Genomic DNA, 15,826 nt, shown 5'->3' on the forward strand with positions numbered 1-15,826 from the left:
CGTGGTCCCAGGCAGATCACCTGACAGATGACGCAGGTGGGACCGTGGTCCCAGGCAGATCACCTGACAGATGACGCAGGTGGGACCGTGGCCCCAGGCAGATAACCTGACCGACGACGCAGGTGGGACCGTGGTCCCAGGCAGATAACCTGACCGATGACGCAGGTGGGACCGTGGTCCCAGGCAGATTACCTGACCGACGACGCAGGTGGGACCGTGGTCCCAGGCAGATCACCTGACAGATGACGCAGGTGGGACCGTGGTCCCAGGCAGATAACCTGACAGATGACGCAGGTGGGACCGTGGTCCCAGGCAGATTACCTGACCGATGACGCAGGTGGGACCGTGGTCCCAGGCAGATAACCTGACCGATGACGCAGGTGGGACCGTGGTCCCAGGCAGATAACCTGACCGACGACGCAGGTGGGATCGTGGTCCCAGAGAGAATATTCAGGCCAGTTATGTTTTCTGGCCTGTGAGAAAGGAAATGAAGTAAAGGGAGATAACCGTAGACTAAAGCGTGTCCGCATTAGACTCCTGGTTTCTCAAGCTCCTTAAGAATGGCTTCTATTTTCTCTATACACTCCGCAGGAATGCGGGACCTATCTAGGTTAAGCACCATTTTATCGCCCTTATACAATGCTGTTGCCCCTGGAGCAAACTGATGACGTGAGCTCAGATTAACTCTTGATGCGCGAGATTGTTTCAGTACGGATGTTAAAAGACTAATGACCTCTTCAGCTTCAAAGATTAGTCCCGCTTTCTTCTGATCGTGGAGAGTCTCAGCCTGCTGCTTCAGTAATTCTTCTTTATCTGCAAAAGCCTTCTGAAGGGCTTCACCTGACCGGGCAGACAGTTCTCCAGGATGTGCAAACAGGGCAACAACTGATTTAGGCAGTTTGGCCGTATTGATACAGCGGGTAATGATCTTACGAGAGATGTTTTCCGCATCGGCAAGCGCAGAAATATTTCCAGCAAACTCATTCTGCAGCCGGCTTGTATAACGCAGGCCACGTTCATAAGCACTCGTCGGCCGATAATCGTTACCCAGCCGGGACAATGCAGCCATCTGCTCGTCGTCCAGTTCACCAACCAGAATGCGATAATCACTTTCCGTCAGGATTGCGGCTTTACGGCGACGGCTGCCGTCTGCAATTTCTATGACATCAGAAACCCGGCGGCCGAAAGCTGGAGTCTGCTGACCGGTCAGTAAAAATGAAGGTATGAGATCATCCAGAGCATCTTCGGTAAGTAGTTCCTGATCACGCTCATTTCCTGACCATACGCGTGAGGCGCTCTCAACAGAGTCTCCCCGGAGCACCTCAAGGGTAAATTTTACTTCCCGTCCACATACCGGAAGAGAGATAGCATTACCGCGGGCCATAGCACCCACGCGCGCAATTAATGAATCCACCATCGGCGCGGCCGGCGCCGGTGATGAAGTATCTTCAGTCGATTGAGTATGTGTGGTATGCCTTGGAATGACAGGGGCACGCTTCATTATCTAATCTCCCAGCGTGGTTTAATCAGACGATCAAAAATCTCATTACAAACAGGTTCCCAGATTGAAAGTGCGTTTCGCCATGCGCCGGTCGAAGAACGTTGATCAATCGCCTGTTCGAAAACGGTTCTCATGCGGATCTGGCCTTTACCAACTTCATCGGTTTCACGTACCACATTTTTAAGAACCATGCTTCCCCATGCATCGCGAATTTGTTCTTCCATCCACGGTGACTGCGAACCATTGTTATTACTGTATTTGGTAAGCAGAATACGGACATCCGGCTCAAAGCCTTTAAGATCCACATTCCTGAGCAGATCACGAAGCATATCGAAGAACTGCAGTGCAGAAGTGTAATCGAACAGCTCTGCCGGGGTGGGAACAATCAGCACATCAGCAGCGCATACGACATTGATCGTGCCAATACCGAGGTTCGGGGCGCTGTCGATAACAATCACGTCATAGTCATGAGCAACCGTTTCAATGGCAAGGCGGAGCATCAGGTGCGGGTCAGTGGGCAGTTTTCCTTCATCAAATTTGCCCATTAGCTCAGTTTCAATGCGATGCAGTGCCAGGCAGGACGGAATGATATCAAGGCCAGGCCAGCAGGTGGGTTTTATCGCATAACTGGCGTCATCCTTTTCACCAAGATAAAAGGGCAGGAGAGTATCTTCCGCGTGTATATGAAGATCGGGCACCCATCCGTGATACATCGAAGCTGTGCCCTGAGGATCATTACCCTCGACAAGCAGAACGCGTAATCCTTTTAGGGCCAGGTCCTGAGCCAGGTGAACAGAAACGGAGGTTTTGTAAACTCCCCCTTTATGAGCGGCAACCCCGATCACCGGTGGGAAAGCATCTTCTGCACGCCGCAGTCGGGTACCGAACACGTCCCGCATATGATTGATTTGTTCGATGGTATAACCAACACGCTGTTCAACTCTGCCACGGGTTTCCATATCCGGGTGGGGTAACCGGCCGGCTTTCTCTGCATCCCTGATTGCCTGAGAAGAAACGCCAACCAGATCCGCCGCTTCACCTATTCTCCAGCGGCGTGTGATCTTCCTGGCTTCCGGACTGTCGTCATTAAACTGCGCAATGGCAATAGCCTTCGTCATCTCATGTCCAGCAGAAATGCACTGGTTAAGTGTGTCCATCAGTCCCATTCTGAGCATCCTTTAATCATCGCTTTGCATTATTTTATTAAATCTTGAAATTTTTTGCAAAGCAACAATAAAATCGCAAAGTCATCTAAAAATTGCAAAGTTGACGGTAATGAAGGCAGTAAACCAGAGAAAAGGGAGTAAATCACATACCGCAGTCAATATTTCTCACTGCCGCTCGCCGCAGTAAGCGATCTCACGTAGTGAGAACGCGGCGAGGAAGCGGAAAAGTACAGAGGCAGCACAAAGCACGAACGCTACGATGCCTGCGACTTCTCCGGATCAGTCTCTCTTCATGAAATTGACTGTAATATGTAAAAAATTGACTATGGTATGAAGCTAAAAAGCTGAAGGCTGGTTAACAGCAGAAGAAGATTCTACATACCGCAATCAAGATTTAATGTTGAATCAGGGAGCGTTACACATATGGCATTCTGGTTATCCTTGCAGGACCCTGAAAGTAGTGTGGAAGACAGGCCGGGGATGAGCGTTATTCATTGCTTCGATCCAGTAATTGATCCCAAAGAGATCATATTGAGATCCTAAAGAGATCCCCGGATCGCTGCAGCAGGCGTAGTAACTGGCCTGAACGTCATACTGGATCGACTGTGGAATGTAAAATGTTGACTGATGTATGCAAAATCTAATACTGTGATATGCAACGGTATTTACTGAGGTATGTATATCCGTTGACTGCGATACGTATAACGACATTCTTTTGTGGATAACCGTTGAGGATCAAGATGACGAGCGAAAATAACAGCTTACCTCTCAATCTTCAGGAAGTGGACAAGACAACCGGCGAAGTTGTTAAGCTGGATGTCAACAGTACCAGTACTGTGCAGCCGGTAGCGCTCATGAGGCTCGGTCTCTTCGTTCCAACCCTGAAATCAACCTCCAGGAGTAAGGCAAACCGGAAAAACGTCACAGATGCCACTGAGGAGCTTGTACAGCTGTCCATTGCTAAAAGCGAAGGGTACACCGACGTTAAGATCACCGGTTCGCGTCTTGATATGGACACGGATTTTAAAGTGTGGCTCGGGATCATTCGCTCCATGTCAGAGTATGGGGTAAAAAGTGACACCCTGGAACTGTCGTTCGTTGAATTCGTTAAGATGTGTGGATTTGACTCCCGGCGCTCAAACAAGAAAATGCGCGATCGCATCAGTAATTCCCTGTTTAAACTCGCCTCGGTTACCCTGAAATTCCAGAGCGAGACCAAAGGATGGACCACCCATCTGGTGCAGTCAGCCTATTATGACATCAACGAGGATATCGTGGAGATCAAGGCTGAACCCAAGCTCTTTGAGCTTTACCACATGGACAGGCGGGTACTGCTTCGGCTGAAAGCGATTGACGCCCTGCAGCGGAAGGAATCGGCCCAGGCACTGTATACCTACATCGAGAGCCTTCCCCAGAACCCCGCACCTATCTCCATGAAACGTATGCGGGACAGGCTGAATCTCACCTCAAATGTCTATACGCAGAACCACACGGTCCGAAAGGCGATGGAGCAGCTGCGGGATATCGGCTATCTGGATTACACCGAGTTTAAACGTGGCCGGGCGACTTACTTCAGTGTGCATTATCGCAATCCCAAACTCATCAGTGGGACGGTGAAGGTACCGCGCAGGGAGGAAGAGGAGCAGGCGCCGGAGCAGAATTATGACGAAGTCATTAAGGCACTGAAGGCTGCAGGCATCGATCCTCAGAAACTTGCTGAAGCGCTCTCGGCGATGAAGCCGGAAAATTGACTGCGATACGCATTACCATGACTGTCGTATGCATAAGCGATTAGTTATTGACTGTGATATGCATCACGCATACCACAGTCAATATTCGCTCTCTTTCCTGCATGTGAATAACGGACAATATTGACTGAAGTATGTTATTTCTGGCCAGAATATGCTGATATTGACTGCGGTATGTAAGTTTGACGGGGATGTTACCCGGCCAGCTGAGTACTCTCCATATGACTGCATCCCACAGTCAATATTTGAGTACATCCCCGGTCCGCACTGAATGAAACTGCTCAGCAAAGCATTGATCCCCGTATTGCCGCTAAAACCAGTCCTCCGAAGTTCGCTAATCCTGTCGTACCCGCGGTCCGCCTGCAATCGTAAAGAGAAAGCCCATGGCTGTCAGAACCGCCCCGGGACGCAGTCACTGACTATATGTTCGTACTGAATAACGACCAGGCTTGCCGGGTTTGAAAGGCCCCTCAGGTATTTACACTGTAACCTGCTCGCTCAGGACTCCTGCTGATATCCGGATCACAGTAATTTTTATTGTCTGCGGTATGAAGATGTCAGTTGATCACCTGAAGACCGGGCCTGCTTAATGCGGATGATGTCATGGTGCGATATGAAGGTGAGGGGGGACTGGATGCGGTATTAGCCCAGACCCGAACAGAAATGATGTCCGGGTCAACCGGATAAGCGTCACGCTTCTGCGTCCGGCACGTTGAGCCTCACCCGGGAGCGGAGCGAGTCCTTTCACGTAGCGGCAAAAGCTCCGGCCGCCTGCCCGACAATCTCAGCCGGCGGGTGGCAGGGAACGAAGGATCTCCGCGGCATCTCGACCGTCACCGGTAAAGGGAACGGCCAGGGTGGCTGCCATGTCCAGCGCAAATACCCGGGTATAGACTTCCATCGAGCGCGGATCCTTATGCCCGGCCAGTGCCTGGATAACCTTCCTTGGCTGCCGGTGATAAAGCATGTGCATGATATAGCTGTGCCGGAAAGTATGCGGCGTTACCGGAATCGAAAAATGCACGCCATCAGCTTCAGCCCGCTTCACCGCTTGTTTCAGCCAGTTGCGCATTGTCTCATCCGTGACCGGCCATAACGGCTCCCGCCGGCGGGGGCGGGTGGTCACCATCCAGCTCTCCATCTGACGCACAAAACTGACATCCGTCAGCGGCACCAGGCGCACTTCATCTTTTGGCGGCCGCCCACGACGCGCGCGCACTTTCTCCGACAGCACCCGCACAAAAGGGCGCAGACCATCCAGGTCGAAGGATTCCGGGGTGAGTGTCCGGGCTTCACCGATACGGATCCCGGTATTCCACATGGTGGCGAACAACATGTGGTGACGCTGGTCCGGCATATACCAGAGGAGGGCGCTCACTTCCGGTGCCAGGAGGTAAGCCGGCGTGGCTCCTGTTGAGGTGGCCATCCGCCGGAGTGCCACCGCGGTCGCAAAATCAACGCCCGGGGCGATCGGCAATAACGAAACGCGTTCTGGTGAATTCTGCAGGGGAATAATGTTGTTCATCGGCTATTTTTCACGTAGCGCACGCACTGGTCATGGATACAGTTATTCTGGCCTGAAAGGCCCGATCCTGCCATCACAATAAATCGCAGCGCGCGGATCCTTTTATTGTCTTATCCCGCATTATTGCGGGTAAAACCAAATGCGTAAAGGATCCTTTTTCAGCGCCGAACCACGCTGAAGTCAGTCATGACGCGGGCTGAGGGCCGTTTTACGGTGTTTGGGAGAATTGGGGTAATGCCAGGGTAAACAGGATCGAACCAAAAAGGGAAGGGAGAAGAGAAGGGGAGGATGCGCTACGTGAATTCTGACCTGGTACACCCCTGTAACCCTGTCAGTTTTCACGCAGCGCAATGTAGTTACTGACCAGTGCCAGTTAAGATGACGGCCTGCATCCTGATGCTGACTTAATATACGGATAATAATAATTTCAGTATCAGTCTGCAGAAAATAAAGCATATGTCATTCAACGGGGAGTGACAATATGTATTCGCCAGTTCAGGGCGGGGAGCACAGATATTATGATCACTTAAAACCAAAAAAATGCCGGAGAGCTGATTAATATATCTGTCGGCCTACTCCTCTCCGAAATGGTGGTACCCGTAATACCAGATATCCTCAAGATCCTGGTTGGCTTCAGGTATGAGTTTAACAGTTTTCACCAGCAGGTCCCGGACCCATGCGTGCAGACACTCCTGCGTCAGTTCTTTTTTGCCAGCACATCCGCATGGCCTTATCGAGGCTCAGACCGGCAACCAGCTTCTTCGATCTGAGATTCTCTTCCTCAAGCTGCCGCATGTGTTTCAGCTCCGAAGGAGAAATCCCCCTGTATTTCTTGCGCCATGTATAGAACGTGGCATCGGAAATACCCAGCTTACGGCAGACTTCCGGCACGGACGACCAAGTTCAGCCTGCTTCAGGGCAAAAATAATCTGCTCTTCGGTGAATCGTGATTTTTTCATCGGCACCACCTCCGTTCAGGGAGTGTAGATCTTGCCGGCATTCTGTTTCTGAATAGTGCAGGATTTCGGGTTAGGGTCAGGTACTATAAGTTGAAAATTTTATGAAAAAGCAAAGAAAACGCTATTAATAAGAGAGTCTATTGCTACGTATTAAAGAGAGGTGTAAGATTAAATCCCAAACAATTATTGCTAGTAGGTGGTGGGATTATGAACAATATTGATGAAATAATTTCGCTTTATCATAATTATGGTTTCGATTACAGGCAAGATTTTTCGGATGAAAACAATTTAGTATTTACAATTACTCAAGGTGTTTTTGATAATGCGATCATAGTTTCAACTGAGCCCTCAAATAGTGACGATATCAAAGAAGAACTGTCTTCTTTAGGTTATCACGTGAACCTTGAGCATTTTACATCATTAAATAATATTGAAAAAAATCTATTTAAAGGTTTTTTTTCTGTTAAAAGGACAAAAGCAAATTTTGAACGAGATTATAATTTACATATATCAAATATAACTAAATCCTTTCCTACAGCTAATATCGCTTATGAATATATTCAGTCTCCTTACCATAAGGATGGGGAATATTTCGAAAATGAAGTGGATATCTTAAGTGATATTAGATCTGACATAAATACAAATGGGCCAAAACTTATTCTTATTGAGGCTCCTGCGGGGTTTGGGAAAACGTGCACGGCGTACGAAATAGGGAGAATCCTTTCTGAGCAAGATGATGAACATCTTGTTTTATTTGCTGAACTTTCTCGTGACAGACATGCTAAAATATTCAACCACGTTCTACAAAGAGAGCTTGCTCGTTCCTTCCCTGCAGTGCCCCCCATGTTAGTAAATAAAGAAATAAAGAAATAAAGAATGGAAAAATCACAGTAATATTAGATGGTTTTGACGAGCTACTTAATGAAAGAGAAGATGAGAAATTCCAATTTGAAAAGTCTCAAGCCATGCTCGAAACTATTGGAAAGATGTTGGAAAATAATGCAAAGATTATATTAACAACAAGGAAGACTGCAATTTTACAAGGTGATGATTTTGATGAGTGGATTGGTGAGAACTCTACAAATTTTGAATTTATGCGGTATACACTTAAGGAGCCCTCAGCAAAAAACTGGTTAAGTCTTGAAAGATATTCTATGCTTAACAGGCTAAATATTAATATTAAAAACCTTTCAAATCCAGTTTTACTGACTTTTTTGAAATTCATTCCGAGCGAACAATTTAATGAAGTAATTAGCATGCCGGATGAGATTGTTCACAAATATTTTAATCTTATATTGTATCGTGAAAAAGAAAGACAGAATTTGAAGCTTGAGGTTAATGAACAATCTGCGCTTCTTACTCGATTAGCAAGACATATGATTAAGCTTAATTATACCAAGACATCAAAGGAGTCATTAATAAACTACATTTCCTATGATGAGCTTGAATTAATCGAAGAGTGTCGAAGTCGATATGAACATGATTTGAGGCCTACATTTGAAGAGATGATCGAAAAATTGTCAAATCATGCTTTACTTGATAGGTCAGGTATTGATGAGAAAATTGGGTTTGTTAATAACTTTGTTTTAGGGCATTTTGTTGGCACTGATATAATAAATACTGACGAAGAGTGGCTTGCTGATAGTATTTTTATTGATGCGGTTATTAACGCATTTTCCTCCAGAACCTTACAAACCAGAGAGTTTGTCTGGAATAGATTGAAAGATAGTCTCATACTACTTTCAGATGAGGAAAAGGTTGTATTTGAGCAGACTTTACTTGATAGAGTATCAGGTGGTTACAAGAACTCACAATTCAAAGAGATAAATTTTGAATCAAGTAATCTATTCATTAATGGTGGTGTCCATTCATCTTTCTTTTATGATTGTACTTTCATTAACTGTTCTATTGACTTGGAATGTTTTAAAAACAACACCTTCATTTCTTGCTCATTTTATAATTGCCATGTGCATGGTGATTATAACTCAAATGAGTTTATATCACCTGTCATGGATGAATCATCGAGGTTATCTTTGTCATCATGTTTGATGATGGCCTCAACGAACCAGCCAGTGGTTACAGAGGAAAATCAGTTAAAAGCATATGTACTTGAAAAATTCTGGCCTATTGGTCGGGAAACGATTGTATTCGCCCACAGGCCGTTGTTCATTTTTTACAGAGGAAGTAATTACTCCGCGCAAGAAATTAGTAACACTATAGACGAATTCAGGAAGGAAGGCGTTATCATTTCTGCGAAAAGAAAAAACTGGGTAGGTTTAGAATTCTCTGGACAAAATATGCAAATCATCAAAGATATTTTGGGGCGCTAAAAATGAACAATAATCAATTATTAAACCTTATTGCACTAATCGAGAGAACTATAGATTCACTCGGCATTATGTATAGAATTTTCTATAGAGAAAAGTCTTTATACTCATTAGAGTCAAAAATAAAGAATAATCCCGGCAAGTATAATTGCATGAAAAAAATACAAGATATTGTTGGTGTTCGAATAGCATTGTATTTTATTGATGATATTGAAATACTTAAAAATGCCCTAGTGAAAAAATTTATATTTATTGAGAAAGACTCACAAATAGACAAGCCAGCAATCGAAACATTTTCTGCAATACGTTGCAATTTGATTTTCAAGCTACCAGATTCATATTATTTTTCCTCATTCGTTCCAGAAAGTTTACTAGAAGTTATCGATGATACATTTGAGTTGCAAATACGAACAGTTCTATCTGAGGGGTGGCATGAGGTAGATCATGATTTAAGATTTAAATGCAAAAGTGACTGGGTTGGATTAGACAAGGAAAACAGAGCTTTTAATGGTGTCTATGCTACTTTAGAAACCAGCGAATGGACACTCCTCAAACTTTTTGATGAACTAGCTTATACACATTATAAAAATAAAAACATCAAAGCAATGTTAATAAATAAGTTTAGATTAAAATTAAAACCATCGGCGAAAGATGATGAAGTTATAAATTACTTGAGTAATAACCCTAAGTTGATAAAACCAATGTACAGATATGAGAGGGAAAAGATGATATTAAATCTATCACTTCGGCCGAAATTACCCCTAAATTTAGCGAATTTAGTTTTTATAATGAATTTGGATTCAATAAATGATATCGGTTTATTCGAGCATATGCCGTCACTGTTGCAAAGTTGGTGGAATAGTAGAGCGTAATAGGTTGCGAAAACTTTAATTTGATCTCCTCCCTGAAAACAGTGCCAGGCTAAACTGAAGTCTCCGGTCTTTCTTCCATCTCACAGAGAGGCACATCGCCATGAAAAAGACCCGCTATACCGAAGAACAGATAGCATTTGCGCTGAAACAGGCCGAAACCGGCACTCGGGTGGAGGAAGTCTGCAGAAAGATGGGCATTTCTGAAGCCACATTTTACAACTGGAAGAAAAAGTTTGGCGGCATGGGTGTGACAGAGCTGCGCCGCCTGCGCCAGCTTGAGGAAGAGAATCAGCGTCTGAAACGTCTGGTGGCCGATTTAAGTCTGGACAAGGAGATGCTGCAGGAAGTTATTAAAAAAAAGTTCTGAGGCCAGCTCAGAAGCGTCAGGCGGTGCATTTTCTGCGGGAGGCTTACCGTATCAGTGTCCGACGGGGATGCGGACTGCTGATGCAGAGCAGAACCGTTTACCACTGGCAGAGCCGGCGGGATGATCGGGCGATAACCCTGCGTATCCGGGAAATAGCGGAAACCCGGATCCGCTACGGTTGTCCGCGTATTCATATTCAGCTGCGGCGGGAAGGCTGGCCTGTTAACCACAAGAAAACACACCGGATTTACTGTCTGGAAGGCCTCAACCTGCGCAAAAAGCGCCCCCGCAGGCATGTCAGTGCAGCACATCGTCAGCAACGTCCGGTCCTGACCGGTGTCGATCAGTGCTGGAGTATGGATTTCGTGTCGGATAACCTGTTTAACGGACGACGTTTCCGGGCGCTGACTGTAGTGGATAATTTTAGTCGGGAGTGTGTGGCGATCCATGCCGGAAAGTCGCTGAAAGGTGAGGATGTGGTCGGTGTGATGGAAAGGTTGCGGGTGCCGGGCAAGCGCCTGCCGGTACGTATTCAGACAGATAACGGCAGCGAATTTATCTCGAAAAGTCTGGATAAATGGGCGTATGAGCACGGTGTTACAATGGACTTCTCCCGCCCCGGAAAACCAACGGATAACCCGTTTATTGAATCATTTAACGGCAGTCTGCGGGATGAATGCCTGAACATTCACTGGTTTCTCTCGCTGGAAGATGCGCAGGACAAACTCGACAACTGGCGCAGGGAATATAATCATGAGAGAACGCATTCATCATTAAATGACATGACTCCGGCTGAATTCATCCGAAGTCTCCGGAAAGACGAAGATCTCTGATTTAGCACTGCACTGAATTTGGGCCAGGGTCAGTCAGGCGGAGGCCTTGAATGGACTCCGTTGTATGTGTGGGGATGGATAAATGATAACAGGAAAAGAAGTGTCTCGTGCAGGATTTGAAGGCCCGGCGAAGAGGCCTGATGAGGATCGCTACGGGTTTACGTTAATTGCAGCAGGTCTGGCACAGAGCATCTGTGCGCTCGACGAGAATATCAGCACCGTGATTGGTATTGAGGGGCGATGGGGGGCAGGAAAAACCACACTGTTGAATTTCCTGTCAGAACAGCTGAGAGTCAGAGTACCAAGCAGTACACAGATTATTCCTTTTACTCCGTGGCTCAATTCACCCGATGAAAGCCCGGTAACCGCATTGCTTCTGACGATCGCTGCCAGGCTCAACAAGCTGGATACTTCTGTTGGTGCTCATGTCGGGAAAATTTCTCCTCTGGCGGAAAATATACTGGTCTACGCTCAGCAGACATCCCGCAGATTCGCGCCGCTGACGCGTTTTGCTGGTAAGTTTGTCCCCGGAGGGGAGTTTGTTGCTGACGTAATGGATACCCTGTCGGATACTGACCTAAGCTGGCGAGGGAAAACAGCATCAGAACTCCGCATTGATATCGAAAACAAAATAACCGAGCTTGGCGTCAGCTTTATCGTGGTGATCGATGATCTGGACAGACTTGAACCGGCTCAGGCGGTGGAAATACTGCGCATGGTGCGTTCGGTGGCTGATTTTTCTCGCTTCCGGTACGTCATGTGCTATGACCGTGATGTGCATGGCTCATGCAGTGGAGAGTAGCCTTGGTGTTCAGAACGGAGCGCTGTATCTACAGAAAATTGTCCCTCTGTCATTCTGTCTTCCAAGGCCGGAAGGTTTTGATTTAAGACGTGAATTCCGTGAAGGTGCACTGGCTCTCTGGAAGGAGGTCAATGAAGGCGAGCCGGAGAAAGAGCTCCTGCAGACTTTGGCTGGTTATACCATGATTTACGGCGAAGCCCTGTCCACTCCACGGGAAGTGAATCAGGCCCTAAACGGAGTCCGTTTCCGTTATTCCGGACTACGGGATTATATTTTTTTCCCGGATCTGTGCCTCATTCAGTTACTTGTAACCGTCAATCCTGCACTCGCAACCTGGGTCGAGCATTACCTGACGGAATGGTCGATAGTGGAGAATCGTGACGGGGATGTTTCGGATGAGGATCAGGTCGCCCTGGCCGAAAACCTGAGGCAGGCCTTAAGACACTTTGGTTCCATCCAAGCGAGACATATCTATGAATTACATGACTGGCTGCCTGGCATCGAGGGATTTGATGATAAAACACTTAGACTGTTTAGCTCCGAGGCCAGAAGCAATTCGGAACGAGCTAATGCGCAGCGTAGATTAGGAAGCCCGGTTTACTGGAGGTTCTATTTTTCCTTCTCAGCTCCGCAGAACGTGATGTCTGATGCTGATATTAAGGACTTACTTACTCTCGCGGCCAGCAACTATACTGCGCTGGAGAGACGGCTGCTTAACAGCATAACAGCAAATGGGGTGTCATCCCGGACCTGGTTTGAACATATACTGACCCGACTAACTCCAGTTATGACAAAAAGCGCGGGATCTCATGCGCAGAAGAATCTTCTGCAGTTTCTGTTCCGCTGTAGTGATTCTATCATTCCCTTTTACCGTGAAAGGGATTTGTTTTTTCGCCCGGAAGAACTTGGTTTATATACCCTCGCATCTCAGCTCATTACTCAGCTGAAGAAAAGACAGCCTGCTTTGGCGATGTCTTACATCAGTCGACTTTTCCGCGATGCCAGGGCTTTTGCCTGGGCAACCTGCTATTTGAGTGTTATTTCCCGGCAGGGAGATGGTGACCCCGTAACCAGAGAAGAGCTGTCTCACCTGTGTCTGATGATGAAAATTCGGCTTGAAGATGATGACGTTCGACATGCGCAGGCTCAAATATCTCATTTGTCAGGCTTTCTTAACGCATGGCGGGACGTCATCGGTCTGGAAGAAATGAGGGCCTGGGTTCGTGAGGCTATTCTTGACGACAGGGCGTTTCTGCAAATGTTATTGAACCTGAGGACAGCTGTCAGTAGCAGCAACCTTGGAACTTACCTGCGCCTCAACATGGAGGCTCTTCAGAACGTATTTGGTATTACCGGAGTGGAGAAAAGACTGGATCATATTAAAAATGTAGGTGAGGATACGCTGCAAAAGATGGTCGCTGAAGTTGAAAACGCAATGAAACTGAACAATGAATGACTGTAGGGACCGTTTAATAGCGGTTTCGGAACTGATGAAAGAATCGGTACTCAACATCCCGTTTCCGGGACTTGTCATGTTTCCTGCTCCCATAAATTCAACACCCTGAGACAGGGGATCGAAACCGCCCTGCATATCAGCTGTGAGCTGGCGGCGGCGGCCCTCGAAAACCAACTGACGTTCGACGAATTCTATGTCCGCCGCGAGCTGCGTGTGCAGGCCGAAACCAGCTGGGCCGACGCTGCCGCACAGTGTCTGGGGAGTCTGAGACCAGATATCGAGGCGCTGAGCGCCGAATTTCTGCTGCGTCCGCTGGCCTCGCAGGCATTCCCCCTGGAACGGTATCCGGCAGAGTGTCTGGCACAGATCTGCACGCCGGCTCGCCTGAAAAAGCTGCTGCCGCTGGCAGTCCGTCAGCGCCGCCACACGCCGGAGCAGCGGGACCGGTTCGCCCAAGAAACCGGCCAGCTAATGCCGGATCTGATCCGCAAAATCCTGGCCGGCGGACTCTTGGTCGAACTCTGGCTGGCCGGCAACCAGACGGCACAGGCAGACGCCAGCAGCCTGCCCGGTCCCCGGTTTGCACTGACCGTGGGGGATGGACGATTTCTCCAGACCTATGACTGGATCACATTCTCGTGCCTGTGGCGCCTGTTCCGTGCCCGCTCAGCCGCAGATCAGTATCACGCCCGCAGCTGGCAGAGTCCGGTCGCCGGGATATATTTCCCCGAGGCCGATAACGCGCAGGTTGTGATGACTCTGGGCGGTCTGAGGCTGTTTCTGACCAGGCAGGAATACACCGCGTTCGAAACCGAGTTTCTGGCGCTGGTTTCAACCCCGGACGTCGCGCCAGTACTGGAGCGTTTGAGGATATTGTTCGGGGATCTGTAGCCATCACTGATGGCTGTGAGAAAATGGGAAAAGCCACCCCGCGGGATGGCTTTTCAGGCGTATTACCCGGGATTTACCTGCGTAAGGGACAACACTGAGACCGGGCGGCATTCTTTTGCCTCCCATGACGGCAGTGCTGTATTATCGGGTGGAAGAACCGTCCGCAGCAGGGCGTGACGTGCCAGTCCTCTCTTTCCGTACAGCCCGACTGTACTGCCAGGTGGAAGCCAGGCATACCAGTAAAACCGGTATCATCATCAGACCCAGCAGCTTCCATCCCAGCAGGGTCAGCATCACGCCTGCTCCGGATGTGGCTATCGCGGAGAAAACAAAACGGCTGGTTTCTGCCAGACCCTGCGCTTTTTTTCGCTCATTATCACGGTAGGACAGACTGAGCAGCGTCGAACCGCCAACAAACATAAAGTTCCATCCTACCCCGACCAGAAGCAGACTTAAGCTGTATGCCAGCATCGTTTCTCCGGTCAGGTTTACCGCAATAGCGGCCAGGTTAAGCGCAATCCCCGCATACAACAAAACGGTGAGACCCACTTTTCGTATCAGGAGACCGGTAAACAGTGAAGGGACATACATCCCCAGAAGATGCAACTGAATGACCAGTGCACCATCATTCATCGAGTGATGGTGCGTAACGGAGAGCGGGGCCGCCGTCATAAGAAAAAGCATGATGAAGGAGCCAATAACCAGATGAAACCAGGCCGTACGATAATCCGGACGTTTCATTAACTCCCGGCTGGTTGGCGATACTCCCTGGATCGCCCGGGTATCCGGGGAAGGGGAGTAACTTTTTGAACGCTCAAGGAACAGAGCCAGGTTAAACGCAGACAGAATACCCAGCCCTGCCACAACGAGATAAACACCGGCAAAGCGCGGGAGTCCGGGGATATCCCGCGCAATAATCGTCAGCAATGGCCCGAGGATTGCTGCCACAACACCGCCAATCATAACCAGAGAGATTGACTGCCCTTTCACTTCAGGTGGGGAGTGATCGGCAGCAACCAGACGATAGTACTGGCTGAAAGCCTGATAGACCCCCACCAGAAAGCAGCCGGTGCAAAAGAGTATAAAACTGCTCTTCAGCACAGCGAGGAAAGACAGTAATCCGCCTGCGCTACCGCATAAAGAGCCCAGAATAAACGCGAGTTTTTCGTTTCCCCGACCAATCATGCCGGCCGCAAACAGACTCGAGAACGCACCGGCGACCGTGATAAGTGCAAACGGAACCGTGGCCAGTTCATCAGTCGGTGCCAGCTGATAGCCCACCAGGGTGGCAATGGTCAGGTCAACAGACACGGCACAGGTAAAAAACAAATTACTGACAGCAAGTATCACAGGGATCCTGCCAGGAATATATCGCATGG

General features: G+C 48.2%; 12 protein-coding genes and 2 pseudogenes. 8 read left to right on the forward strand and 6 right to left on the reverse strand.

From position 1 onward, the window contains the following. Nucleotides 1-529: 529 nt before the first annotated feature. Nucleotides 530-1,501, reverse strand: coding sequence for a ParB/RepB/Spo0J family plasmid partition protein (locus CWM53_RS04855; RefSeq protein WP_023320141.1), 972 nt, complete (start codon nucleotides 1,499-1,501; stop codon nucleotides 530-532). After that, nucleotides 1,501-2,667 (reverse strand): plasmid-partitioning protein SopA, encoded by a 1,167-nt coding sequence (gene sopA / locus CWM53_RS04860; protein WP_000523813.1) that lies wholly within the window; start codon nucleotides 2,665-2,667, stop codon nucleotides 1,501-1,503. The genes CWM53_RS04855 and sopA overlap by 1 nt, the downstream gene beginning before the upstream one ends. Before the next feature lie 740 nt (nucleotides 2,668-3,407). Between sopA and CWM53_RS04865 the strand changes: the two genes are divergently transcribed. Beyond that, complete coding sequence (locus CWM53_RS04865) at nucleotides 3,408-4,418, forward strand: RepB family plasmid replication initiator protein (protein WP_032740675.1); 1,011 nt, start codon at nucleotides 3,408-3,410, stop codon at nucleotides 4,416-4,418. A 781-nt stretch (nucleotides 4,419-5,199) separates the two neighbouring features. Here the strand turns inward: CWM53_RS04865 and CWM53_RS04870 are convergent. The 3 genes and pseudogenes from CWM53_RS04870 to CWM53_RS04880 all read right to left on the reverse strand — a co-directional run. Next, entirely contained in the window at nucleotides 5,200-5,940 is a 741-nt protein-coding gene (locus CWM53_RS04870) for a tyrosine-type recombinase/integrase (RefSeq protein ID WP_004187098.1), read from the reverse strand. Nucleotides 5,941-6,309: 369 nt separating this feature from the next. Further along, a pseudogene (locus CWM53_RS31825) lies at nucleotides 6,310-6,599 on the reverse strand (type II toxin-antitoxin system RelE/ParE family toxin); the annotation flags it as partial. Between the two features lie 64 nt (nucleotides 6,600-6,663). Next, a pseudogene (locus CWM53_RS04880) lies at nucleotides 6,664-6,899 on the reverse strand (transposase); the annotation flags it as partial. A 207-nt stretch (nucleotides 6,900-7,106) separates the two neighbouring features. On the opposite strand from CWM53_RS04880, the gene CWM53_RS04885 reads away from it, so the two are divergent. The 7 genes from CWM53_RS04885 to CWM53_RS04910 all read left to right on the forward strand — a co-directional run bounded on the left by CWM53_RS04885 (nucleotide 7,107) and on the right by CWM53_RS04910 (nucleotide 14,447). Beyond that, complete coding sequence (locus CWM53_RS04885) at nucleotides 7,107-7,772, forward strand: hypothetical protein (protein ID WP_100730251.1); 666 nt, start codon at nucleotides 7,107-7,109, stop codon at nucleotides 7,770-7,772. 92 nt (nucleotides 7,773-7,864) lie between these two features. Beyond that, nucleotides 7,865-9,229 (forward strand): hypothetical protein, encoded by a 1,365-nt coding sequence (locus CWM53_RS04890; protein WP_100730250.1) that lies wholly within the window; start codon nucleotides 7,865-7,867, stop codon nucleotides 9,227-9,229. 2 nt (nucleotides 9,230-9,231) lie between these two features. Continuing rightward, nucleotides 9,232-10,098, forward strand: a complete 867-nt coding sequence (locus CWM53_RS04895) for a RelA/SpoT domain-containing protein (protein ID WP_100730249.1) — start codon at nucleotides 9,232-9,234, stop codon at nucleotides 10,096-10,098. Between the two features lie 100 nt (nucleotides 10,099-10,198). After that, nucleotides 10,199-11,298, forward strand: a protein-coding gene (locus CWM53_RS04900) for an IS3 family transposase (protein ID WP_100730248.1) whose coding sequence is annotated in 2 segments (ribosomal slippage) — nucleotides 10,199-10,451 and nucleotides 10,451-11,298 — 1,101 coding nt in all. Because the reading frame shifts where the segments join, the coding sequence is not laid out codon by codon here. An 82-nt stretch (nucleotides 11,299-11,380) separates the two neighbouring features. Continuing rightward, nucleotides 11,381-12,100 carry a P-loop NTPase fold protein gene (locus CWM53_RS31830; protein ID WP_165785017.1) on the forward strand — a complete coding sequence of 240 codons (720 nt, stop codon included), beginning with the start codon at nucleotides 11,381-11,383 and terminating at the stop codon, nucleotides 12,098-12,100. After that, nucleotides 12,078-13,556 carry a pilA-like protein gene (locus tag CWM53_RS04905; protein ID WP_165785018.1) on the forward strand — a complete coding sequence of 493 codons (1,479 nt, stop codon included), beginning with the start codon at nucleotides 12,078-12,080 and terminating at the stop codon, nucleotides 13,554-13,556. Before CWM53_RS31830 ends, CWM53_RS04905 begins: the two co-directional genes overlap by 23 nt. A 213-nt stretch (nucleotides 13,557-13,769) precedes the next feature. Continuing rightward, nucleotides 13,770-14,447: a hypothetical protein gene (locus CWM53_RS04910; RefSeq protein ID WP_100730247.1), complete on the forward strand. Its 678-nt coding sequence runs from the start codon at nucleotides 13,770-13,772 to the stop codon at nucleotides 14,445-14,447. A gap of 141 nt (nucleotides 14,448-14,588) precedes the next feature. Here the strand turns inward: CWM53_RS04910 and CWM53_RS04915 are convergent, their stop codons facing one another. Beyond that, complete coding sequence (locus tag CWM53_RS04915; protein ID WP_100730246.1) at nucleotides 14,589-15,824, reverse strand: MFS transporter; 1,236 nt, start codon at nucleotides 15,822-15,824, stop codon at nucleotides 14,589-14,591. Nucleotides 15,825-15,826: the final 2 nt, after the last annotated feature.

It is taken from the genome of Klebsiella sp. A-Nf5 (assembly GCF_002810545.1).
GTDB classification, from domain to species: Bacteria; Pseudomonadota; Gammaproteobacteria; order Enterobacterales; family Enterobacteriaceae; genus Klebsiella; species Klebsiella variicola.